The sequence below is a fragment of the Paracoccus beibuensis genome (assembly GCF_026162625.1).
GTDB lineage: Bacteria > Pseudomonadota > Alphaproteobacteria > Rhodobacterales > Rhodobacteraceae > Paracoccus > Paracoccus beibuensis.
Map to the genome: position 1 here is coordinate 1 of NZ_JAOTBD010000023.1, position 22,814 is coordinate 22,814.

General features: G+C 67.7%; 23 protein-coding genes. 11 read left to right on the forward strand and 12 right to left on the reverse strand.

Annotation, left to right across the window (positions count from 1 at the left end):
• Positions 1 to 190 precede the first annotated feature (190 nt).
• From OC159_RS13510 to OC159_RS13525, 4 genes are all read right to left on the reverse strand, one after another.
• Positions 191 to 811: a protein-methionine-sulfoxide reductase heme-binding subunit MsrQ gene (locus OC159_RS13510; RefSeq protein ID WP_265501706.1), complete on the reverse strand. Its 621-nt coding sequence runs from the start codon at positions 809 to 811 to the stop codon at positions 191 to 193.
• On the reverse strand, positions 811 to 1,722 hold the full coding sequence (gene msrP / locus OC159_RS13515; RefSeq protein ID WP_265501707.1) for a protein-methionine-sulfoxide reductase catalytic subunit MsrP: 912 nt from the start codon (positions 1,720 to 1,722) through the stop codon (positions 811 to 813). The genes OC159_RS13510 and msrP overlap by 1 nt, the downstream gene beginning before the upstream one ends.
• A 110-nt stretch (positions 1,723 to 1,832) precedes the next feature.
• Positions 1,833 to 3,875, reverse strand: coding sequence for a DNA helicase RecQ (gene recQ / locus OC159_RS13520; protein ID WP_265501763.1), 2,043 nt, complete (start codon positions 3,873 to 3,875; stop codon positions 1,833 to 1,835).
• Complete coding sequence (locus OC159_RS13525) at positions 3,869 to 4,162, reverse strand: YggT family protein (protein ID WP_265501708.1); 294 nt, start codon at positions 4,160 to 4,162, stop codon at positions 3,869 to 3,871. The genes recQ and OC159_RS13525 overlap by 7 nt, the downstream gene beginning before the upstream one ends.
• Positions 4,163 to 4,321: 159 nt before the next feature.
• Between OC159_RS13525 and OC159_RS13530 the strand changes: the two genes are divergently transcribed.
• From OC159_RS13530 to OC159_RS13550, 5 genes are all read left to right on the forward strand, one after another.
• Entirely contained in the window at positions 4,322 to 4,882 is a 561-nt protein-coding gene (locus OC159_RS13530; RefSeq protein WP_265501709.1) for an acyl-CoA thioesterase, read from the forward strand.
• 49 nt (positions 4,883 to 4,931) lie between these two features.
• Positions 4,932 to 6,314 (forward strand): MFS transporter, encoded by a 1,383-nt coding sequence (locus OC159_RS13535; protein WP_265501710.1) that lies wholly within the window; start codon positions 4,932 to 4,934, stop codon positions 6,312 to 6,314.
• Entirely contained in the window at positions 6,311 to 7,174 is an 864-nt protein-coding gene (gene mepA / locus OC159_RS13540; RefSeq protein ID WP_265501711.1) for a penicillin-insensitive murein endopeptidase, read from the forward strand. Before OC159_RS13535 ends, mepA begins: the two co-directional genes overlap by 4 nt.
• A complete protein-coding gene (locus tag OC159_RS13545; RefSeq protein ID WP_265501712.1) occupies positions 7,147 to 8,064 on the forward strand; it encodes an esterase-like activity of phytase family protein in 918 nt (305 codons plus the stop codon). Before mepA ends, OC159_RS13545 begins: the two co-directional genes overlap by 28 nt.
• 85 nt (positions 8,065 to 8,149) lie before the next feature.
• A complete protein-coding gene (locus OC159_RS13550) occupies positions 8,150 to 8,752 on the forward strand; it encodes a queuosine precursor transporter (RefSeq protein WP_265501713.1) in 603 nt (200 codons plus the stop codon).
• 318 nt (positions 8,753 to 9,070) lie between these two features.
• On the opposite strand, the gene OC159_RS13555 is transcribed toward OC159_RS13550, so the two are convergent.
• Positions 9,071 to 10,252: an acetyl-CoA C-acyltransferase family protein gene (locus OC159_RS13555; RefSeq protein ID WP_265501714.1), complete on the reverse strand. Its 1,182-nt coding sequence runs from the start codon at positions 10,250 to 10,252 to the stop codon at positions 9,071 to 9,073.
• Between the two features lie 139 nt (positions 10,253 to 10,391).
• Between OC159_RS13555 and OC159_RS13560 the strand changes: the two genes are divergently transcribed.
• The 3 genes from OC159_RS13560 (at position 10,392) to OC159_RS13570 (ending at position 12,090) form a co-directional block, all read left to right on the forward strand.
• The gene (locus OC159_RS13560; RefSeq protein WP_265501715.1) at positions 10,392 to 10,766 is read left to right on the forward strand and encodes a winged helix-turn-helix domain-containing protein; all 375 of its coding nucleotides are present in this window, start codon (positions 10,392 to 10,394) and stop codon (positions 10,764 to 10,766) included.
• 99 nt (positions 10,767 to 10,865) lie between these two features.
• Complete coding sequence (locus tag OC159_RS13565; protein WP_265501717.1) at positions 10,866 to 11,447, forward strand: transglycosylase SLT domain-containing protein; 582 nt, start codon at positions 10,866 to 10,868, stop codon at positions 11,445 to 11,447.
• A 55-nt stretch (positions 11,448 to 11,502) separates the two neighbouring features.
• Positions 11,503 to 12,090 (forward strand): glutathione S-transferase family protein, encoded by a 588-nt coding sequence (locus OC159_RS13570; RefSeq protein ID WP_265501718.1) that lies wholly within the window; start codon positions 11,503 to 11,505, stop codon positions 12,088 to 12,090.
• Here the strand turns inward: OC159_RS13570 and OC159_RS13575 are convergent.
• From OC159_RS13575 to OC159_RS13595, 5 genes are all read right to left on the reverse strand, one after another.
• On the reverse strand, positions 12,087 to 13,289 hold the full coding sequence (locus OC159_RS13575) for a BaiN/RdsA family NAD(P)/FAD-dependent oxidoreductase (RefSeq protein WP_265501719.1): 1,203 nt from the start codon (positions 13,287 to 13,289) through the stop codon (positions 12,087 to 12,089). The genes OC159_RS13570 and OC159_RS13575 overlap by 4 nt on opposite strands.
• Positions 13,286 to 14,314, reverse strand: a complete 1,029-nt coding sequence (gene holA / locus OC159_RS13580; protein WP_265501720.1) for a DNA polymerase III subunit delta — start codon at positions 14,312 to 14,314, stop codon at positions 13,286 to 13,288. The genes OC159_RS13575 and holA overlap by 4 nt, the downstream gene beginning before the upstream one ends.
• Before the next feature lie 7 nt (positions 14,315 to 14,321).
• Complete coding sequence (gene lptE / locus OC159_RS13585; protein ID WP_265501721.1) at positions 14,322 to 14,807, reverse strand: LPS assembly lipoprotein LptE; 486 nt, start codon at positions 14,805 to 14,807, stop codon at positions 14,322 to 14,324.
• Complete coding sequence (gene leuS / locus OC159_RS13590; protein WP_265501722.1) at positions 14,794 to 17,331, reverse strand: leucine--tRNA ligase; 2,538 nt, start codon at positions 17,329 to 17,331, stop codon at positions 14,794 to 14,796. The genes lptE and leuS overlap by 14 nt, the downstream gene beginning before the upstream one ends.
• A gap of 102 nt (positions 17,332 to 17,433) precedes the next feature.
• Positions 17,434 to 17,898 (reverse strand): DUF3576 domain-containing protein, encoded by a 465-nt coding sequence (locus OC159_RS13595; RefSeq protein WP_265501723.1) that lies wholly within the window; start codon positions 17,896 to 17,898, stop codon positions 17,434 to 17,436.
• A 288-nt stretch (positions 17,899 to 18,186) separates the two neighbouring features.
• On the opposite strand from OC159_RS13595, the gene OC159_RS13600 reads away from it, so the two are divergent.
• Both OC159_RS13600 and OC159_RS13605 read left to right on the forward strand, forming a co-directional pair.
• Positions 18,187 to 19,188 (forward strand): porin, encoded by a 1,002-nt coding sequence (locus tag OC159_RS13600; RefSeq protein ID WP_265501724.1) that lies wholly within the window; start codon positions 18,187 to 18,189, stop codon positions 19,186 to 19,188.
• A 69-nt stretch (positions 19,189 to 19,257) separates the two neighbouring features.
• A complete protein-coding gene (locus OC159_RS13605) occupies positions 19,258 to 19,920 on the forward strand; it encodes a YggS family pyridoxal phosphate-dependent enzyme (RefSeq protein ID WP_265501725.1) in 663 nt (220 codons plus the stop codon).
• On the opposite strand, the gene OC159_RS13610 is transcribed toward OC159_RS13605, so the two are convergent.
• Both OC159_RS13610 and ribA read right to left on the reverse strand, forming a co-directional pair.
• Complete coding sequence (locus OC159_RS13610; RefSeq protein ID WP_265501726.1) at positions 19,902 to 20,429, reverse strand: L,D-transpeptidase family protein; 528 nt, start codon at positions 20,427 to 20,429, stop codon at positions 19,902 to 19,904. The genes OC159_RS13605 and OC159_RS13610 overlap by 19 nt on opposite strands.
• Positions 20,426 to 21,484, reverse strand: a complete 1,059-nt coding sequence (gene ribA / locus OC159_RS13615) for a GTP cyclohydrolase II (RefSeq protein ID WP_265501727.1) — start codon at positions 21,482 to 21,484, stop codon at positions 20,426 to 20,428. Before ribA ends, OC159_RS13610 begins: the two co-directional genes overlap by 4 nt.
• Positions 21,485 to 21,618: 134 nt before the next feature.
• On the opposite strand from ribA, the gene OC159_RS13620 reads away from it, so the two are divergent.
• Positions 21,619 to 22,305, forward strand: coding sequence for a response regulator transcription factor (locus tag OC159_RS13620; RefSeq protein ID WP_265501728.1), 687 nt, complete (start codon positions 21,619 to 21,621; stop codon positions 22,303 to 22,305).
• Positions 22,306 to 22,814: the final 509 nt, after the last annotated feature.

Here is a 22,814-nt window from a genome sequence, read left to right on the forward strand (position 1 = left end):
CAGGTCACCCATCCCCTAATTGTGTCCCAGGCGTCCAGAGCGTCAGCCCCAAAGTCCCGGCCCCTCAGGCGTCCCCGCCTTCGGTGAAGCGGTGTTTACGAGCCGCGAACGAGAGACGCAAGCTGGTTTTGCGAAAAAATTATGTCAGGCGGGAAGATTATTCATAACTACCTGACATTAAATGTCTTTCTTAAGCGCGCCGCGGCTTGGTCCAAGGCATGGGCCGCGGAATTACTACCCTGGACGCCAGCAGAACAAGAATCACGGCCATCCAGAATGCAGGTGCGCGCTCGGCCACCTTGGCTGCCCAGATCCAATGCAGCGCCACCAGCGGGGCCGCCAGGTAAACCAGCTTGTGCAGCCGCCGCCACGCCTGCCCACCCATGCGCCGGATCGACAGGTTGTTCGAACTGATCGCCAGCGGAAGCAGCAGCACGAAGGCCATCATGCCGACGACAAGATAGGGCCGCTTGACGATATCCTTGCCCATCTGCGCCCACAGGAACCCCATATCGAGCGCCACCCAGGTCAGCACATGGGGCACGGCATAGGCAAAGCAGATCACCCCCAGCGCCCTCCGGAACCGCATCAGAGAGATTCCCGTCAGGCGCAGCAACGGCGTCACCGCCAGCGAGGCCACCAGGAAATAGAGCGCGGTCTGCCCCAGCCGATGCTCGATCTTGGCGACGGGGTCGACGCCGATGGCTCCGGTCACGACGTCGAAGACCAGCAGCGCAAAGGGGATGGCGCCGGCCAGCCAGACCAGCGGGACGGGAACCCGGCGCAGCGTCTCGTTGATCTTGCGGATCATCAGTAGTTCACCGCCAGGTCCATGCCGGCATAAAGGCTGGCCACCTGGTCGCCATAGCCGTTGAACATCTGCGTCTCCTCGCGGCCGCCGAACAGGCCGGCCCCGATGACGCGATGCGTCGCCTGGCTCCAGCGCGGGTGATCCACCTGCGGGTTCACGTTGGCGTAAAAGCCGTATTCGCTGGATTGCAGTTGCTTCCAGGTGTTCAGCGGCTGGTCGGCCACCAGGTTGATCCGCACGATCGACTTGATCGACTTGAAGCCATACTTCCACGGCACCACCAGCCGGATCGGCGCGCCGTTCTGCTTGGGCATCGGCTGGTCGTAGAGTCCCGTCGCCAGGATCGTCAGCGGGTGCATTGCCTCGTCCAACCGCAACCCCTCGCGATAGGGCCAGTCCAGGATGGCGCGCTGCTGGCCCGGCATCTCCTCGGGGCGCAGCAGGGTCTCGAACTCGACATATTTCGCCGACGGCTGCACGCCGACCTTCTGCAGCACCGATGCCAGCGGAACGCCGATCCAGGGGATCACCATCGACCAGGCCTCGACGCAGCGCAGGCGATAGATCCGTTCCTCCAGCGCATTGTCGGGCGCCAGGTCCTCGACGCCATAGCTGCCGGGACGATCGACAAGGCCGCCGATCTCGACCGACCACGGGTCCACGGTCAGCTGGTCCGCATAGCGGGCGGGATCCTCCTTGCCGGTGCCGAATTCATAGAAATTGTTGTAGTTCGTGATTTCCTCGAACGTGTTCGGCGGCTGGTCCGTGGACAGCGGAGATGGCCTGCCGGTCAGCGCCTGCGCGCGCGAAGCCAGAGCCGGCAAGGCCAGCGCGGCGGCCGAGACGCCGATGAACTTGCGGCGATCCAGATACATCCGGTGCGGCGTGACATCAGACCAGTTCAACTTCATCTTGTCCTCCTATCGGGCGGGCTCGTGCAGGCGCCAAAACATCATGCCACGATCCACGCATGGGATGGGCGGATTGGTGCATCACGTTCGGTTGACGTCGCTTGGTCCGGTCAGCCGGCGCCCTCGATCTCGGCCAAAAAGGCATCCGCGAAGCGGTCGAGCCGTGGCGCATCCAGGAAGCGGGCCAGCGTGTCGCGGCTGTGCGGACGGCTTTCGGCAATGCGCCGGATCTGCGCGGTCGAACAGGACAAGGGCTTGCCGGTGCCGTCCTCGCCTCGCTGCAGCGTGGCCTGCACCTCGACCAGCCGGTCGAACAGCTCGCCCTCGGGTCGGCCCGCCAGCGCACGGCGCGCGGGGTGCATCTGCGGCTGGTCGCCCGCGATGACGGTCAGGAATTCGCGCCCGAAGCTTTCCAGCTTCTTGGCGCCCACCCCGCCGATCCGCGCCATCTGGTCCAGATCCTGCGGCCGCTTCTCGGCCATCTCGATCAGGGTGCGGTCGGGGAAGATGACATAGGCCGGCACGCGCGCGGCCTCGGCCAGGGCACGCCGCTTGGCCTTCAGCGCCGAAAGCAGCGGCTCGTCCTCCTCGGACACCTGCGTGCGCAGGACGTTCGCGGCCTTTGCGTTCTGGGTCGTATCCTGGCGCAGTGTGACGTTTTCCTCGCCGCGCAGGACCGGATGGGCCGCCTCGGTCAGGTGCAGCGCGCCGTGGCGTTCCGGGTCGGGACGGCAGAGGTCCAGCCCCATCATCTGCCGGAAGATCGCCTGCCACTGGCCGCGGCCGAAATCGCGGCCGACGCCGAAGGTCGGCAACTGGTCGTGGCCACGTTCGCGCACCTTGTCGGTCGTGGTGCCGGTCAGGATGTCGATCAGGTGGCCGCTGCCGAACCATTCGCCGGTCCGCACCATCGCCGACAGCGCCTTCCTAACGGCCAGCGTGCCGTCGAACAGCCTGGGCGGCACCTGGCACAGGTCGCAGTTGCCGCAATCTTCCGCCAGTTCCTCGCCGAAATAGGCCAGCAGGCGGCGGCGGCGGCAGCCGGTCGCCTCGGCCAGACCCAGCAGCGCGTTCAGCCGCGCGTGATCCCCTGCCTTGCGGGCAGGCTCGGCCAGCCCTTCGTCGATCTGGGTGCGGCGCAGGCGGATGTCGTCGGGACCATAGAGCGTCAGCGTGTCAGCCGGATCGCCGTCGCGCCCCGCGCGCCCGATCTCCTGGTAATAGCCCTCGATCGACTTCGGCAGGTCCGCGTGCAGCACCCAGCGGATGTCCGGCTTGTCGATACCCATGCCGAAGGCCACCGTCGCCACGACGATCAGCCCGTCCTCGCGCTGGAAGCGGGCCTCGGCCTCGCGTCGCTGGTCGGGCTCCAGCCCGGCGTGATAGGCGATGGCCGGATGCCCCGCCTCGCGCAGGGCCTGCGCCAGGCTCTCGGTCCGCGCCCGTGCGCCGCAATAGACGATGCCGGACTGCCCGCGCCGCGCGGCAACATAGGTCAGCACCTGCGTACGCGGGCTGTTCTTCGGCTGGAAGGCCAGACGGATGTTCGGGCGGTCGAACCCGCGCAGGAACGTCACCGGCTCGACCCCGTCGAACAGGCGCGTGACGATCTCGGCCCGCGTCTCGACATCGGCCGTGGCCGTGAAGGCCGCCAGCGGCACGTCCAGCGTGCGCTTCAGGTCACCGATGCGCAGGTAATCGGGGCGGAAGTCGTGGCCCCACTGGCTGACGCAATGCGCCTCATCGACCGCGATGGCGGTGACGTTCGCCCGGCGCAGCAGGTTCACCGTCCCGCCCGACGCCAGCCGTTCCGGCGCCATGTAGAGGATCTTGAGCGACCCGGCCGACAGCGCCTGGAACACCGCCTCGGTCTCGGCCTCGGTATTGCCGCTGGTCAGGGCGCCGGCTTCGACCCCCGCCTCGCGCAGCGCCCGCACCTGGTCGCGCATCAGCGCGATCAGCGGAGAGATGACCACCGTCACCCCGTCCCGCATCAGCGCCGGCAACTGGTAGCACAGCGACTTGCCCCCGCCCGTCGGCATGATCGCCAGCACGTCGCGGCCTTGGGCCACCGTCTCGACGATCTCTTGCTGGCCGGGGCGGAAACCGTCGAAACCCCAGACCTCGCTCAGCAGGTCCCTGGGCATCAGAATCCGTAGAAGAAGCCCGCGTTGTTGGCCAGCGCGCGCTGTGCGATGATGATCGCGATGAAGACGACCAGCGGGGCCAGGTCCAGCCCGCCCGTGTTCGGAAGGATGCCGCGGATCGGGGCATAGATCGGTTCCAGCAGCCGGTTCAGCCCGTCCCAGATCTGCGCGACCAGCGGCTGGCGCAGGTTCAGCACCTGGAAGTTGATCAGCCAGGACATGATGATGTGGACGATCATGATGAACCACAGGACCTGCAGGATCAGTTGCAGGGCTTCGTACAGCGTTCCCATCGTCACTCCTTGGGGCAGTTTGTTCGCGCCTGCACTGTATGGCGATGCGGACGCCCGCATGCAAGGTACGCGGTCCGGTTCTGCGACCCCATGCCGCCGCGTCCGCCTTGACGGCCCCGTGATCGCGGGCCACGCAAGCGGCGCAAGGAAAGGGCCGCCATGTATCCGCTGATCCGCTTCGCCAAAGAGATGGTCAAGTTCCGCAACGCTCCACCCCTGGCGCCGACGGGGGCGCATGTGTCCACGCATGTCTGCTGGCCTTGGGACCTCGACCCCTGGGTCGAGCTGAACAACGGCCGCACGCTGACGCTGTTCGACCTGGGGCGCATCCCGCTGGCGCAGCGCACCGGGCTGATCCCGGTGCTGCGCACGAACGGCTGGGGGATCACGGTGGCGGGCAGCTCCACCCGCTACCGGCGGCGCATCCGGGCGTTCCAGCGCTTCACGATGGTGTCGCGTACGGTGGGGTGGGATCACCGCTTCGTCTACATGGACCAGTCGATGTGGCGCGGCGGAGATTGCTGCAACCAGGTGCTGATCCGGTCGGCCGTGACCTCGGCCACGGGCATCGTTCCGCCGTCGCAGGTGATGGCGGCACTGGGCCACGGCCCCGACAGCCCGCCCCTGCCCGACTGGGTCGCGGCGTGGGTCGAGGCCGAGGCGACGCGCCCCTGGCCCCCGGCCCTGCCGGACGACGCGAAACTTCACTTGCCAGCCTGATCCGCCGCTGCGCTTATGTCGCAAAACGACAAATTGCGCCGGGGACAGCATGAAGCACGCAACCAACCGCAAGCGGATCTGGGGCTGGTGGTTCTTTGACTGGGCCAGCCAGCCGTTCCACACGCTGCTGCTGACCTTCATCTTCTCGATCTACTTCGCCGAGGTCGCCAAGCGCCACTTCATCGCCCTGGGCGACAGCAGCACGCTGGCGGGGGCGAACGCGCAGGCGCTGTGGGGATACGGACTGGCGGCCAGCGGCGCGGTGATCGCGGTCTTCGCGCCGATCCTGGGCGCGATCGCCGACAGTTCGGGGCGGCGGCTTTCCTGGGTGTGGTTCTTCTCGGTCCTCTATGTCGCCAGCGCGGCGGGACTGTGGTGGCTGATGCCGACGCAGCCTGCGCTGGTCCAGGCGGTGGTTCTCTTCGGCATCGCCCTGATCGGGATCGAGTTCGCGACGATCTTCACCAACGCCATGCTGCCGGGACTGGCGCCACGGGCCGAGATCGGGCGCATCTCGGGGTCGGGCTATGCGTTCGGTTACCTCGGCGGCGTGGCCTCTCTGGCGGTGATGCTGGCGCTGTTCGCGGAAACGCCGGGGGGGCGCACGCTGTTCGGCATCCCGCCCGTGCTGGGCCTGGACCCGACGCTCCGAGAAGGGACGCGATTTGTCGGCCCCTTCTCGGCCATCTGGTATGTCGTCTTCATGGTTCCGTTCTTTCTCTGGGTGAAGGAGCCCCGCGGCCCCCGGCGCCCGATCCGGGTGCGCCGGTCCCTGCAAGAGCTGTGGGCCCTGGTCCGCAGCCTGCGCCACCGGCGCAGCCTCGCGTTCTGGCTGGTCTCGTCGATGTTTTCGCGCGACGCGCTTAACGCGCTCTACGGGTTCGGGGGCGTCTATGCCGGGACAGTATTGGGCTGGCCGGTCTTTCTGGCGGGCGTCTTCGGCGTCGTCACCGCGATATCCGCCGCGATCATCAGCTGGCTGGGCGGACGCGCCGATCGCGCCTTGGGGCCGCGCGCCGTCATCACCGCCTGCGTTCTGGCGCTGACGGCGGTCTGCGTGCTGCTGATCGGCATGGACCGCGACGCCGTCTTCGGCATCGCCGCACCGGCCGAGCCGCTGCTGGCCGGCCTCCGCCTGCCCGACCTGATCTTCTTCGGCTGTGGCACGGTCATCGGCGGCGCGGGCGGCGCGCTGCAGGCCGCCAGCCGCACCATGATGGTCCGCCACACGACCGAGGAACGCGCGACCGAGGGGTTTGGCCTTTATGCCCTGTCGGGCAAGGCCACCGCCTTCCTGACGCCGTTCCTGATCGCGCTGGCCACCGATGTCAGCGGCAGCCAGCGCATCGGGCTGCTTCCGCTGATCGTGATCTTTCTTGTGGCGCTGGTTCTGCTAGGGTGGGTCGACCCGGAAGGAGAGACCCCGACGTGATCAAGAAGACCCTGACCGCCGCCGCCCTGATGCTGGGCCTGGCGCTGCCCGCCGCCGCCGATCCGCTGGCCAAGGACGTGTTCGGCAGCTTCCGCTCGCCCTCGCAAGGTCCGGCCGTGTCCATCGGCAACTACTCGCAGGGCTGCGCGCAGGGCCTTGTGGAAATGCCCGAAACGGGGCCCAGCTGGCAGGCGATGCGCCTGTCCAGGAACCGCAACTGGGGCCACCCGGTCATGATCGACTTCCTGGTCGGCCTGTCGCGCGCCGCGCAGCAGGCGGGGTGGCGGGGGCTCTATATCGGCGACATCGGCCAACCGCGCGGCGGGCCCGTGACTTCGGGCCATGCCAGCCACCAGATCGGGCTGGACGCCGACATCTGGATGCTGCCGCCCTCGTCGCTGCGCCTGTCGCCCCAACAGCGCGAGAGCATCTCCTCGGTCTCGGTCGTGACGGGCCGTGGCACCGCGCTGACGGGCAGCTGGACACCCCAGCACATGTCGATCCTGCGCGCCGCCGCCCGCGACCAGCGGGTGGAACGGATCTTCACCGACCCCGTCGTCAAGGTCGCCATGTGCCAGATGGAGACCGGCGACCGCAGCTGGCTGCGCAAGATTCGGCCGCTGAACAACCACGACTACCACTTTCACGTCCGGCTGAACTGCCCGTCCGGATCGATGTGCCCGCGCCAGACGCCGATCCCGGCAGGCGACGGCTGCGCCGATGCCGCCGAATGGGTGGCGATCCGCATCGATCCCAGCCGGGCAAAGCCCTCGACCCCGAACCCGGACTATCGCCACCCGCGCACCTATCGGATGAGCGAGCTTCCCGCACAATGTTCCACCGTCGCCTCGGCGCGCTGATCGGGGCGGCCCTTTCGGTCGCCCTTGGCACCGCACCGGCCCATGCCGACGCGGTGCTCGACCACGTGGGCACCTATGTCTGGGAACGCGACGAGGCGTCGTTCGGCGGCTTCTCGGGAATCGAGATCAGCTCCGACGGCACCTCGTTCCATGCGCTGACCGACCGGTCGCACCTCTACTGGGGCAGCATCCAGCGCGACGAGCTTGGGATCGTCCGCGGCATGACAGTGGCCGGGCGCGCGCATCTGAAGGACAGCGCCGGCAATCCGCTGCCCCCCGGCTATACCGGCGACAGCGAAGGGCTGGCCATCGGCCCCGACGGCCGCATCCATGTCAGCTTCGAGGGGCTGGACCGGGTCGCCACTTATGAGGATCCCGACGCCCCGGCGCCCCGCCTGCCCCGCCCGCCGCAGGTGCCCGGAATGGGCCAGAACGCCGGGCTCGAGGCGCTGGCCATCCGCGACGACGGCACGCTGGTCGCGGTGCCCGAGCGATCGGCCAATGAAACCACCCCGTTCACGGCGCTGGCCTTCGACGGCAGCTGGAGCAAGCTGGCCACGATCCGCCGCGACCCGCGCTGGCTGGCGGTCGGCGCCGACTTCGGGCCGGATGGCTGGTTCTATCTGCTGGAGCGCGACTTCCGCGGCGTTCTCGGATTCGCCTCGCGGGTGCGGCGGATGCGGCTGACCGCCGACGGCGTCCAGGACGACCAGGTCCTGCTGGAAACGCGGCTTCTGCAATACGACAACCTAGAAGGCATCTCGGTCTGGGACGACGGGACGGGCATCCGGGTCACGCTGATCTCGGACGACAACTTCCTTTTCCTGCAGCGGACCGAGATCGTGGAGTACCGCCTGCGCGACACCCATGCGCAGGCCCTGCGGAATTGACAAGGCCGGCCCGCCGGGCGTAAGGCCCGCGCTGCCCCACCGAAGGGGCCGAGTTCTTCCGCCACCTTGCAAAACGGAAACATCCATGACCCGCTTCCTGCCTGGCATCATTGCCATGGCCGCCATCGTGGCGGCATCCAACGTCCTTGTTCAGTTCACTGTCGGCGACTGGCTGACCTGGGGCGCGTTCACCTATCCGATCGCCTTCCTCGTCACGGACGTGATGAACCGCGTCTATGGCGCGCAGGCAGCGCGGCGCGTGGTGCTGGCAGGCTTCGTCGCGGGGGTCGCCTGTTCGCTGGTTGCGGCGGGGCTTCAGGCCACGACCCTGCGAATCGCCGTGGCATCAGGGACCGCCTTCCTGGTTGCCCAGATGGCGGATGTCGTGGTCTTCGATGCGTTGCGGGACGGCCGCTGGTGGCGCGCGCCCCTGGCCTCGACCTTGGTCGGGTCGGCTTTGGACACGGCGCTGTTCTTCGGCATCGCCTTTTCTGCCGTTCTGCCCGCCGACGCCAACACGGGTTGGGCGAACGAGGCCGTTCCGCTGCTTGGTCAAGGACCGGTCGGCGCCCTGTGGGTTTCGCTGGCACTTGCCGATTGGCTGGTCAAACTGAGTTTGGCCCTACTGGCGCTTGTGCCATTTCGGATGATTGTCCGCAATTTGTTGAGAGGTCGTGCCGAATGCTGATTGACACATCCCCGATCTGTGTCAGCCTGACCTCATAACGGCAATCTTTTGAAAGGAGGTGGTCCAGTGTCGAGAGTGATAGTGGAGAGAGGTGTCGGAACAGTCAGGGGGGCCGTGGCCTGAGGGCAATCCCGAAGGTCGTAAACCCTGGTTGGGACCGGATCTGATCCGCCCCTAACCGGACCATCTCCTTGGATCTCGCGGGCCGCCCCATCTGGGCGGCCCGTTCCTTTTGCGGTCGCCGTCGTCCGCGCCGTTCAAACGCGGCACCGCCTCGCGGCGCCGCGTCAGCTCGGCAACAAGGACGTGGGAAGATGCTCAGTCCCGGCGGATGGCGATGGCGATGCCCTGTCCGCCGCCGATGCACATGGTGATCAGCGCGGTGCGCCCGCCAGACCGCTCCAGTTCATGGATCGCCTTGACCATCAGGATGGCACCGGTCGCGCCGACTGGATGGCCAAGCGCGATCGCCCCGCCGTTCGGGTTCACGCGCGCCGGGTCCAACCCCAGTCCCCTGTTGACCGCCAGCGCCTGCGCCGCAAAGGCCTCGTTCGATTCGATCACGTCGAAGTCACCCGCGTTCAACCCCGTCCGCTCCATCAGCAACTGCACCGCCGGGATGGGGCCAATGCCCATGACCTCGGGGCGCACGCCCGCCACGGCGTAGCCGATGATCCTGGCCCGGGGCGTCAGCCCCGCCTTCTCGGCCGCGTCGGACCGCGCCAGCACCAGCGCCGCCGCGCCGTCGTTGATGCCGCTGGCATTGCCCGCCGTCACGCTGCCGCCCTTCTGGAAGACTGCCTTCAGCCCCGCCAGCTTCTCCAGGCTGGTCTCCTTGGGATGCTCGTCGGTGTCGAAGGCGACGGTGCCCTTGCGGGCTTTCACCTCGACGGGGACGATCTGGTCCCGGAAATGTCCCGCCGCGATGGCCGCCGCCGCCCGACGCTGCGATTCCATCACGAAGGCGTCCTGATCCTCGCGGCTGATGTCGTGTTCGGCGGCGACGTTTTCCGCGGTGACGCCCATGTGGCCGGTGCCCATCGGGCAGGTCAGCGCGCCCGTCATCATGTCCAGCATCACCTGGTCGCCCATCTTGGCGCCGAACCGGGCCGAGGGCACGGCATAGGGCGACCGGCTCATGCTCTCGGCGCCGCCCGCCACGGCGAAGTCGGCATCGCCCAGCATCAGCGCCTGCGCGGCCGACACGATGGCCTGCGCGCCCGACCCGCAGAGGCGGTTCACGTTCATCGCGGGCGTGGTGTGCGGGATGCCAGCCTGCAGCATGGCCACGCGGCTGAGGTACATGTCGCGCGGCTCGGTGTTGATCACGTGGCCGAAAACGACCTGACCCACCCGGTCCGGGGCAAGGCCCGCGCGCTCCAGCGCCGCGCGGGTGACGGTGCTGGCCAGGTCGATCGGCGGGATCGCGGCCAGGCTGCCCCCGAATGTGCCGATGGCGGTGCGGGCGCCTGACAGGATGACGATATCTGATGCGGACATGGGTGGCCTCCTCTTGCCTCGGGCGAAGAATAGGCCAAGGGTCCGGTCCCGCAACCCGCCTGGGGCGATGCCGTCGCGGCAAATTGCGGACGCCGGCCAAAGGCGCTATGTTTCGCGGGAATAACGACGAGGCGCCGCCATGACCCAGACCGCAACAAGCCCCCGGCTGCGCATCAAGCTGCGGCTGGAATACGACTCGCCGCTGATCCTGGGCCCGGGCAAGGCGGAACTGCTGGCGCGGATCGACCGGCTCGGCTCGATCTCGGCCGCCGCGCGTGAAATGGGGATGAGCTACAAGCGCGCCTGGACCCTGGTCGAGGAGATGAACGTGGCCTTTGCGGAACCCGTCATCGACAGCGCCCGTGGCGGTGCAGGCGGCGGCGGCGCGCGGGTGACGCAGACCGGGCAGGCGGTGCTGCGCCATTACCGCGCACTCGAGGCGCTGCTGCGCGAGGCCGGGGCCGAGGATCTGCAGGCCCTGAACGCCCTTCTGCGCCCCGAAGGAAGCGCCTGAGGGGCGGATCGCTGCCAGTCTTCCGGGTTTGTGATTTCACCGCCGCGTGATTTTCCGTAAGATGGCCCAAAACAGAAGACCGAGCAGAACGAGGGCAAGATGAACAGGCTTCTCAAGCTGGCGATTGTCGGGCTGGTCGCCTCGTGCGGCGGCGGCAACTACAGCGCGCCGCGCCAGCTGAACAACGCATGCGCCATCGCGGCCGAACGACCCGCCTACGTGCGCGCCATGAAGCGGACCGAACGCAAATGGGGCGTGCCGGTGCATGTCCAGATGGCGACGATGTACCAGGAATCGAAGTTCATCGGCGACGCGCGGACGCCCCACCAGTTCGCGCTTGGCGTCATCCCCATCGGCCGGCAAAGCAGCGCCTTCGGCTATTCCCAGGCCCTCGACGGCACGTGGGAGGAATACCAGCGCGCCACCCGCAACCGCGGCGCACGGCGCGACAACATTCGCGACGCCTCGGACTTCATGGGCTGGTACATGCATGGCAGCCAGGAAAGCCTGGGCCTGTCCAAACATGACGCGACGTCGCAATACCTGGCCTATCACGAGGGGCGCGGCGGCTTTGCCCGCGGCAGCCACCGACAGAAGGCCTGGCTGATGCGCGTCGCGGCCCAGGTCGGCCAGCGGTCCGAGATGTATCGCCAGCAGTTGATCTCCTGCCGCCGCGGCTGAGGCGCTTGACGGCGCCCCACCCCTCGGGCCTTCTGAACACCGTCAGGAGGACATCATGTACCGCGTCATAGGCACCGCCAAGTCCCGCGCCTTCCGCGTCCTGTGGATGCTGGAGGAGCTGGGACAGAAGTTCGAGCACATTCCCGCCAATCCGCGCAGCGAAGGCGTGGCGCAGTTCAATCCGGCCGGAAAGGTCCCGGTGCTGATCGACGACGGCACGCCCATCACGGATTCGACGGCGATCCTGACCTATCTGGCCGACCGCCATGGCGGGCTGACGCATCCGGCGGGCACCATGGACCGCGCGCGGCAGGACAGCCTGACGCAGTTTCTGCTGGACGAATTCGACGCCGCTCTGTGGCTGGCCGCCCGCCACAGCTTCATCCTTCCCGAGAAGCTGCGCCTCAGCGCCATCAAGAACACGCTCAGGTGGGAATTCGAGGCGAGCCAGAAAACGCTCGTCCACCGCATGGCCGAGGGACCTTTCCTGATGGGCGAGAAGATGACCGTCCCCGACATCATCCTGGCGCATTGCCTGGACTGGGCGCTGATTGCGCGCTTCCCGATCGTCGAGGCGCGCCTGTCGGAATACCTGGACCGGATGCGCCAGCGCCCGGCCTATCGCCGCGCGGCGGCCGGCTAGGGCAGCCTGCGCGCGGCCGCCTGCCCTGCCCGCAGGCCTGTTGCAAGACAGGTGGTCAGCAGATAGCCGCCCGTCGGCGCCTCCCAGTCCAGCATCTCTCCGGCGGCGAAGACGCCCGGCAACGCCCGCAGCTCCAGCACATCGGTCAGCGCCGCCGCCGTAATCCCGCCCGCCGACGAGATCGCCCGGTCGAGGCCCATCGGACCTTCGTGTCGCAACGGCAGGGCCTTGGCGCGCGCCGCCCATTCGGCGGCGTCGCCGGACCGTCCGCCCCATTCCAGCAGCAGCGCGACCTTGACCGGATCGCCCAGGACCCGGCGCAGCCAGTTGCCAAGCGACAGCTTGCCCCGGGGCTGCGCAAAGCGAGCCGCCAGCGCGGCCTCCTTCAGATCGGGCGCAAGGTCGACCACCGCCTCGGCCCCGTCGCGAATCGCCGCGGCGACGGCATAGATGCCGCCCCCCTCGATCCCGGCCCGAGAGATCACCCATTCACCTCGGCTGACCTCGGTGCCGGCCTTGATCGCCACACCCTTGACGGCCTCCCCGAAGAACCGCGCCATCGGGTCGGACCAGGTCACGCGGAACCCCATGTTCGCGGGCCGGAATGGCGTGATCTCCACGCCGGCACCCGTCAGCATCGGCACCCAGGCAGCATCCGAACCCAGCCTTGGCCAACTGGCCCCACCAAGCGCCAGCACCGTCACCTTCGGGTCGACGGTCCGCGGTCCCTCGGGCGCCTGGAACTGGAACCCGTCCCCAAGCCCGTTCCACCGCCAGCGGGTCCGCAGATCTACGCTGCCCGCGCGCAACCGCGCCAGCCAAGCCCGCAACAGAGGCGACGCCTTCATCCCCACCGGGAACACCCGCCCTGTCGATCCCGCGAACAGCGCGATTCCCAGGCCCTCGGCCCAGGCCCGAACCTCGGCCGGCCCAAAGGCGCCCGCATCGGTTTGCAGGTAGTTCCGCGGGTCCGACGTCGCGCCATCGCCGGTCCCGTCGCCAATCCGGGCCGCGAAATCCGCAAGCGGCTCGTCGCGCGTCAGGTTCAGCCCGGATTTGCCCGCCATCAGGAACTTGCGCGCCGGCGTCGGCATCGCTTCGGCAATCACGACGCGCCGACCCGAAGCCATCAGCGCCTCGGCCGCCATCAGCCCTGCCGGCCCGGCGCCGATGACCAGCGCATCGGCCGCCTCGGTCACCGCCGCCCCCTCGGCTTCATGGCCAGACGCAGCAACGCACGTTCGACCAGCGGCATCTGCGGTGCCCGGCTGGTGGAGCGCAGCGTCATGTCGGTTTCCAGCAGAAGGGATACCGCCTCTTCCAGCGGTCCCATGCCCCAGGCCTGCGCCTGCCGGGTCATCCGGTCACGCCGGGGTCCGAAGACCGGCGGCCGCGCCCGCGCCAGCGCCACGCCCGGACCGGCCGGGTCTGCCGCCGCCAGGTGCAGCGTCCGGAAATGCCGCAGCGCCGCGATGCACAGTGTCACCGGCGCCAGCCCCTGCTGTTCGATGCGCCGCATCAACGCGCCGAAATCACCCTCGCGTCGTTCGGCCACGACATGGATCAGCTCGTCCAGGTCGGCCTCGATGGTGGCGGGGGCCAAAAGCGCGATATCGGCCACCGTCAGCGGCGTCGGATCGTCGTATTTGTAGAGACCGATCTTCTCGACCGTCTGGCGCAGATCGCCAGGGTCCAGCGCCCGCGCCAGCAGCACCAGTTCCCGCATCGCCTCGGGCGGGACCTGGTGCAGGCCGGCATCGGACAGCCAGCGAGCGATCTCGTCCTCGCCTGGAGGATCGTCATAGATCGGGGCGGTGACCGCCTGCCCATGCGTCTCGAAAAGCTTGCGCAACGCCGAGGACTTGGACAGCGACCCGGCCGTCACCACGATCACCGCGTCGCCCTGCCGCCAGCCGGTCAGCGCCTCGCGGATCGCGTCGGCGGCGGTGTCGGGGGTCTCCTCGACCAGCACCACGCGGGGGCCGGGAAAGAAGCCGATCTCGCGCACCGCGTCGATCAGCTGGGCGGGGTCCTTCTTCAGGCCCGCGCCGGGCATGCGGGTCAGGCGCATCTCCTCGTCGGCCTTCTCGCCGACCAGCGCGCGCACCGCCTCGGCCCGCTTCAGGGCGACGCGCATGGCATCCTGCCCATGGATCAGCAGCGCCGGCCGCGACGGGTCCGGCTTGGCCAGATAGCGCGCGATCTCGCCGCCTTTCAGCAGCATCCGCGCCTCATTCCGGCCGCGAGGATGCGACCGCCAGCAGCCGCGTGACCACCTGGTCGGCCAGCATCGTCGCCAGCCGTTCCCGCGCATCCCCTTCGGCCGCCAGGGTCGACACGGTCGTGCCCGTCGTCGAATACGAGGTGAAGCTGCTGACCCGCCCCCGCGTCACCACCACGTCGCCGGGACCAGTTAGGGCGAAATCGGCGGTGCCGTTCAGCGAGTAGCGGGTCGTGACCTCGTCCGTGGTGATCGCCTGCGACACCACCCCGATGCTGATCTGGTAGTCCAGGTCATAGATCGCCGCGTCCTCTCCTCCCAGCCGTTCGGCCAATCGGCGGTTGAAGATGAAGTCGATGGGCGTGTCCGGGTCGCGCGGACGCACCTTGCCCCAGAGGCGCGTGCCCCCGCCCCCCGGCCCATAGACAGGGGTCAGGCCGCAGCCCCCCAGGGCCAGCAGCCCCAGCAGGGCCGTGCGGCGATCAGGCGACCACATTGACGATCCGCCCGGGCACGACGATCAGCTTTCTGGGTGCGGCGCCGTCCAGGAACCGCTGAACGGTTTCGTCGGCCATGACGATCGCCTCGATCTGGTCCTTGGGCATGTCCTTCGGAACCTGGATCTCGGCCCGGCGCTTGCCGTTGATCTGGATCGGCAGGATGACGCTGTCGTCTTGCAGCAAGGCCGCGTCCGCCTCGGGCCAGCCCGCGTCGACGACCATTCCCCGACCGCCAGCGGCTGCCCAGATCTCCTCGGCCAGGTGCGGCACCATCGGTGCCATCAGCTGCGCCATGATGCGCAGGACGACGCGGCGCGCCTCGCCCCCGGCCTGCGACCTGCCGACCGCGTTCGCCAGCTCATAGAGCTTGGCGACCGCCTTGTTGAAGGCAAAGCCCTCGATCGAACGCGTGACATCGGCGATGGCGCGATGCGCGGCGCGGGTCAGGTCGGGATCGTCGCCGCCCTCGGACGCATCCTCGGCCAGGCGGAAGACGCGCGCCAGGAACTTGTACGCGGCCTCGGCCCCGGCGGCGGTCCATTCCACGTCGCGCTCGGGCGGGCTGTCCGACAGCATGAACCAGCGCGCGGTGTCGGCGCCGAAGCTCTCGACGATGTTGACCGGGTCGACGACGTTCTTCTTCGACTTCGACATCTTGGCCGAGGGGATGATCTCGACCGCCGTCCCATCGGCCAGCCTGCCGTCGGTCACATCCTCGGGCAGGTGATAGACCGGGCGCCCCCGGTCGTCGCGGGTCATGTAGATCTCGTGCGTGACCATGCCTTGCGTGAACAGCGCGTCGAACGGCTCCTTCGCCTTTTCCGGCAGATGCCCTGTCTTCACCATCGCCCGCGCAAAAAAGCGCGAATACAGCAGGTGCAGGATCGCGTGTTCGATGCCGCCGATATACTGGTCGACGTTCATCCAGTAGTCCGCATCCGCCCGCACCGTCGGCGCGTCCGCCCCCGGAGAGGTGAAGCGGGCATAATACCACGAGCTGTCCACGAAGGTGTCCATCGTGTCCGTTTCCCGCCGCGCCGCGCCGCCGCATTTCGGACAGACAGCCTGCCGCCAAGTGGGATGACGGTCCAGCGGGTTGCCCGGCACGTCAAAGGTCACGTCCTGCGGCAGCAGCACCGGCAGGTTCTGCTTGGCCTCGGGGACCGTGCCGCAGCTGTCGCAGTGAACGACGGGGATCGGACATCCCCAATAGCGCTGGCGCGAGATGCCCCAGTCGCGCAGGCGGAACTTGGTCACGCCCTTGCCATAGCCCTGCGCCTCGGCATGGGCGATGGCCGCGTCGACGGCGGCCTCTCCGGTCTGGTCGGCCGCGCCGCTGAAGCCGCGGACATAGGTGACGGTTTCGGACTTGGCGGGCACGAAAGGCGCCTTGGAGACCAGTGCGTCGGCCTCGACCAGGTCCATGCCCTGCTGCCCGAAGGTCGCACGGATCGGCAGGCTGTATTTCGTGGCGAATTCATGGTCACGTTCATCATGCGCCGGGCTGCCGAAGATCGCGCCCGTGCCATAGTCCATCAGCACGAAGTTCGCGATCCAGATCGGCAGCTGCCAGTCCGCGTCCAGCGGGTGGCGCACGGTCAGGCCGGTGTCGAAGCCCAGCTTGGGCGCGGTCTCGATGGCCTCCTCGGTGGTGCCGATCCTGCGGCACTCCTCGCGGAAGGCCTCGATCTCGGGGTGCGAGGCGGCCAGTTCCTTGACCAGCGGATGGTCCGGCGACAGCGCCACGAAGGACGCGCCCATCAGCGTGTCGGGGCGGGTGGTATAGACCTCGATCGCCTCATGGCCTGCGGGGGCATCGACGGTGGCAAAGCGGAACTGCAGCCCGCGCGACTTGCCGATCCAGTTGGCCTGCATCAGGCGCACCTTTTCCGGCCAGCCCTCCAGCCCGTCCAGCGCCGACAGCAGCTCGTCGCTGTAGTCGCTGATCTTGAAGAACCACTGCGTCAGCTCGCGCCGCTCGACCGTGGCACCCGACCGCCAGCCCTTGCCGTCGATCACCTGTTCGTTTGCCAGAACGGTCATGTCGACCGGGTCCCAGTTCACCTGCGCCGACTTGCGGGTGATGAGGCCCGCCTCCAGCATGTCCAGGAACAACGCCTGCTGCTGGGCGACATAGGCGTCGTCGCAGGTCGCGAACTCGCGCGACCAGTCAATGGACAGGCCCAAGGGCTTCAGCTGGTCGCGCATGGTGGTGATGTTGGCATAGGTCCATTCGCGGGGATGGCCCCCCTGCTCCATCGCGGCATTTTCGGCAGGCATGCCGAATGCGTCCCAGCCCATCGGGTGCAGCACGCTGAACCCCTGCGCACGCTTGAACCGCGCCACCACGTCGCCCATCGTATAGTTGCGCACATGGCCCATGTGGATGCGCCCCGAGGGATACGGGAACATCTCCAGCACATAGTACTTTGGACGGCTGTCGCGCACGGCGGCGAAGCTGCCGGCATCGGCCCAGGCCTTCTGCCAGCCGGCTTCGCTTGTCGCGGGATCATAGGGCATGGGGAACCTCGGGCATGTCAGTTGCCCGCAGGGTTTATACGTCCCGCAGGGTAGGGTCCAGTGCCCGGCCCGCTCGACCGCAACGGGCCCTCGATGGCGTGATCAGAACCGCCCGTCCCGGATGCGCATCTGCCGGGCGCGCGTCAGGATCGCATCCTCGACCGCGCGCACCGTTCCGGGCTCGACCGCCGCGCCGCCGGGACCCTGCAGCGACAGCCGCAGGCTGCGCGCATCCAGCGCCGGATCGCTGATCTGGATGGTGGCACGATAGGACCGGCCGCCGCCGGGGGGCGTGCCATAGCCGGTCTGGATGACGCCGGTGAAGGGATCGACCGTCTGCACCGGCAGGAAGTTCAGCACGTCCAGGCTGGCGTTCCACAGGTACTTGTTCACGCCCACGGTCCGGTTCGGGTTTTCCGACCGCATGAGGACGTCCTGGATGCGCGTGGTGCTCTCGTCCGGCCGCGTCTGGGAATAGTTCGCCCCGGTATCGCCCCGACCGCAGGCCGCCAGCCCGGCGCAAAGCGTCGCGACGATCGTCAGGCGCGCAGCGCGTGCAAAGATCATGCCATCCCCCGTGGTTTTCGTCAGCGCCAGCATTAGCGCGAACAGCGGTGCCGAAACAAGCGCATTGGGCGCCGGCGGCGGCCCTGCGGCGACTTTGCCCGACGCCCGCCGGGCCGCCGTCGCAGCGGCGGCAGCGCAAGTGTGGCCCAAGTGCATCACGGAAACGGGCAAAGAAATCAGTCCACACGTGATTCCGTTGCATCACGAGTTCGAAAGGGTGAAACAAATCGGCATACCCAGGGCGGGATCGCCGGCTTGGGCATCAGAGAGACAAGAGGGAAAACCACCATGAAAAAGGCTCTTATCGCCTCCACCGCGCTGGTCCTGACCGCCGGCTGGGCTGCTGCCGACGTGACGATCTCGGGTTATGGCCGTACCGGCGTGATCTATTACGAAAACGACGCGGACGTGAACGAGACGCAGGTGATTTCGCGCCTGCGCATGAACATCGACGCGGCGACCTCGACCGACGCCGGCGTCGACTTCGGTGCCCGCTTCCGCATCCAGTGGGACCAGAACCAGGACGACGCAGGCGAACTGAACGCCGGCAAGCTCTATGTCACCGCCAGCGGCCTGACCGTTGAAATCGGTAACACCGAAACCGCTCTGGACAGCTCGGGCCTGATCTACGCGACCGAATTGGGTTCGTACGACCGTTCGGTCGGCTTCAGCGCCGTCACCGGCAACTTCTTCGCTTATGACGCTGACGAATACGGCAATCGCATCGTTGGTGAAGATGGCAACATCGGCAACGACGGCGTGAGCCGCCTGGGCGTCTTCGCCAAGTACGAAATCGCCGGTGTGTCGGTCATGGGCTCGATCATCGACCCCGACCAGACGGACGACGTCGAGTTCCTCGAAGGTGGCAACGAGAAAGAATACAGCCTCGCGGCCGACTACACCTGGAACGAGCGTCTGGAACTGTCGGCTGGCTACACCCAGAACGGTGCTGGCTTCGACGACAACGACATCTTCTTCGTCGGCGCCCGCTATGCCGTCATGGAGAACGCCCGCATCGGTCTGAACTACGTCGACACCAACGACGAGGACGACAGCGAGTACGGCGCCGACGGCCAGACCTTCGCCCTGTACGGTGACTACACCCTGGCTGATGGTCTGACCAACATCGAAGCCTATGTCGCCAACAACAATCGCGATTCGAACGAAACCGACAACGCGTTCGGCGTCGGCGTGAACTACGACCTGGGCGGTGCCCGTCTGGGTGCGTCGCTGCAGCGCGACTACGACGAAAACGTGACCGCCGACATGGGCGTTCGCTTCAACTTCTGATCCATCCGATCGGAAGCAGACTGGAGAGCGGGCCTTGCGCCCGCTCTTTTCTTTTTGTCAGGTGGCCGCATGGGACTGGAAGACATCAAGCGCCGCATCAGCGCGGCAGAGCAGGCGGCGGGGCGTGCACCCGGCAGCGTCACGCTGATCGCCGTCAGCAAGGTTCAACCCGCCGCACGGGTCGAGGCGGTGCTGACTGCAGGCCACACCGTCTTCGGCGAAAACTACGTCCAGGAGGCGCAGGACAAGTGGCCCGCCTGGCGCCGCCACTTCCCCGGCGTCTCGGTTCACATGATCGGGCCGCTGCAGTCGAACAAGGCGAAACCGGCGGTGCAGCTGTTCGACACGATCCACACGCTGGACCGCATGACGCTGGCGCGCAAGCTGGCGCAGCAGGTCGACGAACAGGGGCGCACGCCGCAGCTGTTCGTCCAGGTGAACACCGGCGATGAGCCGCAGAAGGCAGGCATCCTGGCGGATGAGCTTCCGGGTTTCCTGGCATCCTGCCATGAACTTGCGCTGGCGCCGCAGGGGCTGATGTGCATCCCCCCCGAAGGTCTGGACCCGGTGCCGCATTTCCGCCTGCTGCGACAGCTGGCGAACGACAACGGGTTGCAGAACCTGTCGATGGGGATGAGCGCCGACTTCGAAGCCGCCATCGCCGAGGGGGCGACCCACGTGCGCGTCGGCTCGGCCATCTTCGGGGCGCGGGACTACGCCGGGACGGAGTAACCCGGCAAAGAAGGCCCCGGCACGATCAGCCGCGTTCCCGGCCGGGCGCGCCGCGCGATCCAGATCAGATCTCGACGGGCGAAGGCGATGCAGCCCTCGGTGCCAAACCGGGGACGGCGCCACTGGTGCAGGAAGATCGCCGATCCGGCACCGGGCGCGGCATCCGGCCAGTTCCAATCCGTCGTCAGGACCAGGTCATAGAGCGGATCGGGTCGCCGCATCCGCTCGTGGCTGGCGGGCAGCGGCGCGCGGGCGTGGTGGTTGTAGGCCGGATGGGCGGAATCGTCGCACCAGAGATCGCCGGGACCGATCGACCGCGCCCAGGACGCCGGACGCGGAAGCCGGTCGGCCCGATACCAAAGGCCGGTGATGCGGTGCACGCCCGCAGGGGTGGCGCCGTCGCCTTCGCGCTTGGCCGCCGTCACGCCCGTCTTGCCGATGCTGCAGGGGAACACCCGCCCAAGGAACCGCAGCCCATGCGGCGTCAGGACCATGTCGTCCGCGGTCACAGCAGGTGCCCCGACTTGCGCGCCTTGATGTCGAGGTAGCCGGTGTTGTGCGGGTTGCGCGCGACGATCAGCGGCACGCGTTCAGCCACGACGATGCCGTGGCCCTCCATCATGGCGACTTTGCGCGGGTTGTTGGTCATCAGGCGGACGGACGCGAAGCCCAGCCTGCGCAGCAGCGCGGCGCCGATGCGGAAGTCGCGCTCGTCATCCTCGAATCCAAGCCGGTGGTTCGCCTCGACGGTGTCGAAGCCTTGATTCTGCAGGTCATAGGCGCGCATCTTGTTGGCCAGGCCGATGCCCCGCCCTTCCTGGTTCAGGTAGAGCAGGACGCCGGCACCCTCCTTCCCCATCGCCTCCAGCGCCGCGTTCAGCTGCGGTCCGCAGTCGCATTTCAGACTGCCCAAGACGTCACCGGTGAAGCAGGCCGAGTGCAGCCGCGCCAGCACCGGCTGATCGCGCGGCGGATCGCCGATCTCGATGGCGTAATGTTCCTCGCCGCCGTTGTCGGGGCGAAAGATGTGCAGGCGCGACCGCTCGGCTGCCATCAGCGGCAGGCGGGCGGCGGCGACCGGCGCCATCGCGGCCTCGCTCGCCAGCTGCGCCAGGGCGGGGCCGGGCGCCAGCCGCGTCAGGCCGTCGGGTGCAGGCGCGGAAACCAGCAGCATGGCGGGCAGCAGCTCGGCCGACTTGGCCAGGGCGATGGCCGCGCGATGGGCGGTCGCGTCGCCGCCACGAAGGGTCACCAGCGGCCCCTTCATCGGCGTCATCAGGTCCGCTGACGGATCGGCCAGCGCCCGCAGCCACGCAAGGTCGGCATCCGCAGGCAGCACGACACGCGCCAGATCGCCATCATAGGTGCGCGCCTTCAGCGTCTCGGCGCGCCGACCGGTCAGCGCCAGCGCGGCGGGACCAAGCGCGCGCAGATCGGCCAGCCGGTCCGGCGACAGGGTCTCGACCGCGACAGCCAGGTGGTCTCCCAAGGCCACGGGCAGGCCCATGCGCAGGTCCACCCGCGCGCGGGCGATGGTTTCGGCAAGGGTCGGGATCAGGCTCATGGTGCCACGCGGATCTGAAACATTCTGAAACATAGTGCGCCGAACCGACAACTCCATGTGAGAAATCCGACATGTCGCTGGACGGTTCGCGCAACCGTCCCCACTGATTGCCCAAGCGAACCGAAGGAGGCAACATGCCCGGACTGAAAAAGATCCTGCTGGTCGACGACGAGGAAGACCTGCGCGAAGCCCTGGCCGAGCAGCTGGTCGCAACGGACGACTTCGACGTGACCGAGGCCGGCAGCGGCGCCGAGGCGGTCGAGGCCACGAAGAACGCGATCTTCGACCTGGTGGTGCTGGACGTCGGCCTGCCCGACACCGACGGCCGAGAACTGTGCAAGAAGCTGCGCAAGCTGAACGTCAAGTGCCCCATCGTGATGCTGACCGGCCACGACACCGATGCCGACACGATCCTGGGCCTCGACGCCGGCGCGAACGATTATGTGACGAAGCCCTTCAAGTTTCCCGTCCTGCTGGCCCGTCTGCGCGCCCAGTTGCGCACCCATGAACAAAGTGAGGACGCGATCTTCCAGCTTGGGCCGTACACCTTCAAGCCGGCCATGAAGATGCTGATCGACCAGAAGGACCGCAAGGTCCGCCTGACCGAGAAGGAAACCAACATCCTCAAGTTCCTCTACCGCGCCCAGGACGGGGTCGTGCCGCGCGACGTGCTCTTGCACGAGGTCTGGGGATACAATGCCGGCGTCACGACGCACACGCTCGAGACCCACATCTATCGCCTGCGCCAGAAGATCGAACCCGATCCGTCTAACGCACGGCTGCTGGTGACCGAGTCCGGCGGATATCGGCTGGTCGCCTGATCGGCAGGTTTCGGCGCATCCGACACGGCGCGGGAACCACCGCGTGTTCCCAGAGTTGGAACACCCGAAGCCCAGTGGTCGGTGGATGCGGCCACACTCCCCCTCCCTCTCTGATGCCCCGGCGTTTCCGCGCCGGGGCTTTTTTCAGGTCGTGGATGGCCGGGTTGCGGACTGGGATAAAGAGGCGGCGCGACGCTTCACGATGTCGGCCGGCGAAGGCGCTCTGGGCAGCATGGAGGAACGGTTCTGAAAAGGTCGCCAGGCGCGAGGCGGTCGCGGAATGTCATGTATCCTTGCTTGCGAAACCAATCTCATCGATGCCACGACGCGCGTTCAAGTGGTTTCGGGTCGGATTTGGGCAGTTCGACCGCTCCCCAAGCGATTGCATTCTGTGCCGTGGCCGAACTCCCGCTGTTACCGGCGATGTCGCGAACGCCACAGCCGGCATCCGGGGCAGCGCAAGTCCCGCTGAAACTGTGCCCATTCAACACGGTCCCTGATGTCTATCC

What these genes read in the sequence shown, in the direction of transcription:
- OC159_RS13510 (WP_265501706.1), bottom strand. Translation starts at nt 811, where the DNA reads ATGATCCGCAAGATCAACGAGACGCTGCGCCGGGTTCCCGTCCCGCTG.
- msrP (WP_265501707.1), bottom strand. Translation starts at nt 1,722, where the DNA reads ATGAAGTTGAACTGGTCTGATGTCACGCCGCACCGGATGTATCTGGAT.
- OC159_RS13525 (WP_265501708.1), bottom strand. Translation starts at nt 4,162, where the DNA reads ATGGGAACGCTGTACGAAGCCCTGCAACTGATCCTGCAGGTCCTGTGG.
- OC159_RS13530 (WP_265501709.1), top strand. Translation starts at nt 4,322, where the DNA reads ATGTATCCGCTGATCCGCTTCGCCAAAGAGATGGTCAAGTTCCGCAAC.
- OC159_RS13535 (WP_265501710.1), top strand. Translation starts at nt 4,932, where the DNA reads ATGAAGCACGCAACCAACCGCAAGCGGATCTGGGGCTGGTGGTTCTTT.
- OC159_RS13545 (WP_265501712.1), top strand. Translation starts at nt 7,147, where the DNA reads ATGTTCCACCGTCGCCTCGGCGCGCTGATCGGGGCGGCCCTTTCGGTC.
- OC159_RS13550 (WP_265501713.1), top strand. Translation starts at nt 8,150, where the DNA reads ATGACCCGCTTCCTGCCTGGCATCATTGCCATGGCCGCCATCGTGGCG.
- OC159_RS13555 (WP_265501714.1), bottom strand. Translation starts at nt 10,252, where the DNA reads ATGTCCGCATCAGATATCGTCATCCTGTCAGGCGCCCGCACCGCCATC.
- OC159_RS13560 (WP_265501715.1), top strand. Translation starts at nt 10,392, where the DNA reads ATGACCCAGACCGCAACAAGCCCCCGGCTGCGCATCAAGCTGCGGCTG.
- OC159_RS13565 (WP_265501717.1), top strand. Translation starts at nt 10,866, where the DNA reads ATGAACAGGCTTCTCAAGCTGGCGATTGTCGGGCTGGTCGCCTCGTGC.
- OC159_RS13570 (WP_265501718.1), top strand. Translation starts at nt 11,503, where the DNA reads ATGTACCGCGTCATAGGCACCGCCAAGTCCCGCGCCTTCCGCGTCCTG.
- holA (WP_265501720.1), bottom strand. Translation starts at nt 14,314, where the DNA reads ATGCTGCTGAAAGGCGGCGAGATCGCGCGCTATCTGGCCAAGCCGGAC.
- lptE (WP_265501721.1), bottom strand. Translation starts at nt 14,807, where the DNA reads ATGTGGTCGCCTGATCGCCGCACGGCCCTGCTGGGGCTGCTGGCCCTG.
- leuS (WP_265501722.1), bottom strand. Translation starts at nt 17,331, where the DNA reads ATGCCCTATGATCCCGCGACAAGCGAAGCCGGCTGGCAGAAGGCCTGG.
- OC159_RS13595 (WP_265501723.1), bottom strand. Translation starts at nt 17,898, where the DNA reads ATGATCTTTGCACGCGCTGCGCGCCTGACGATCGTCGCGACGCTTTGC.
- OC159_RS13600 (WP_265501724.1), top strand. Translation starts at nt 18,187, where the DNA reads ATGAAAAAGGCTCTTATCGCCTCCACCGCGCTGGTCCTGACCGCCGGC.
- OC159_RS13605 (WP_265501725.1), top strand. Translation starts at nt 19,258, where the DNA reads ATGGGACTGGAAGACATCAAGCGCCGCATCAGCGCGGCAGAGCAGGCG.
- ribA (WP_265501727.1), bottom strand. Translation starts at nt 21,484, where the DNA reads ATGAGCCTGATCCCGACCCTTGCCGAAACCATCGCCCGCGCGCGGGTG.
- OC159_RS13620 (WP_265501728.1), top strand. Translation starts at nt 21,619, where the DNA reads ATGCCCGGACTGAAAAAGATCCTGCTGGTCGACGACGAGGAAGACCTG.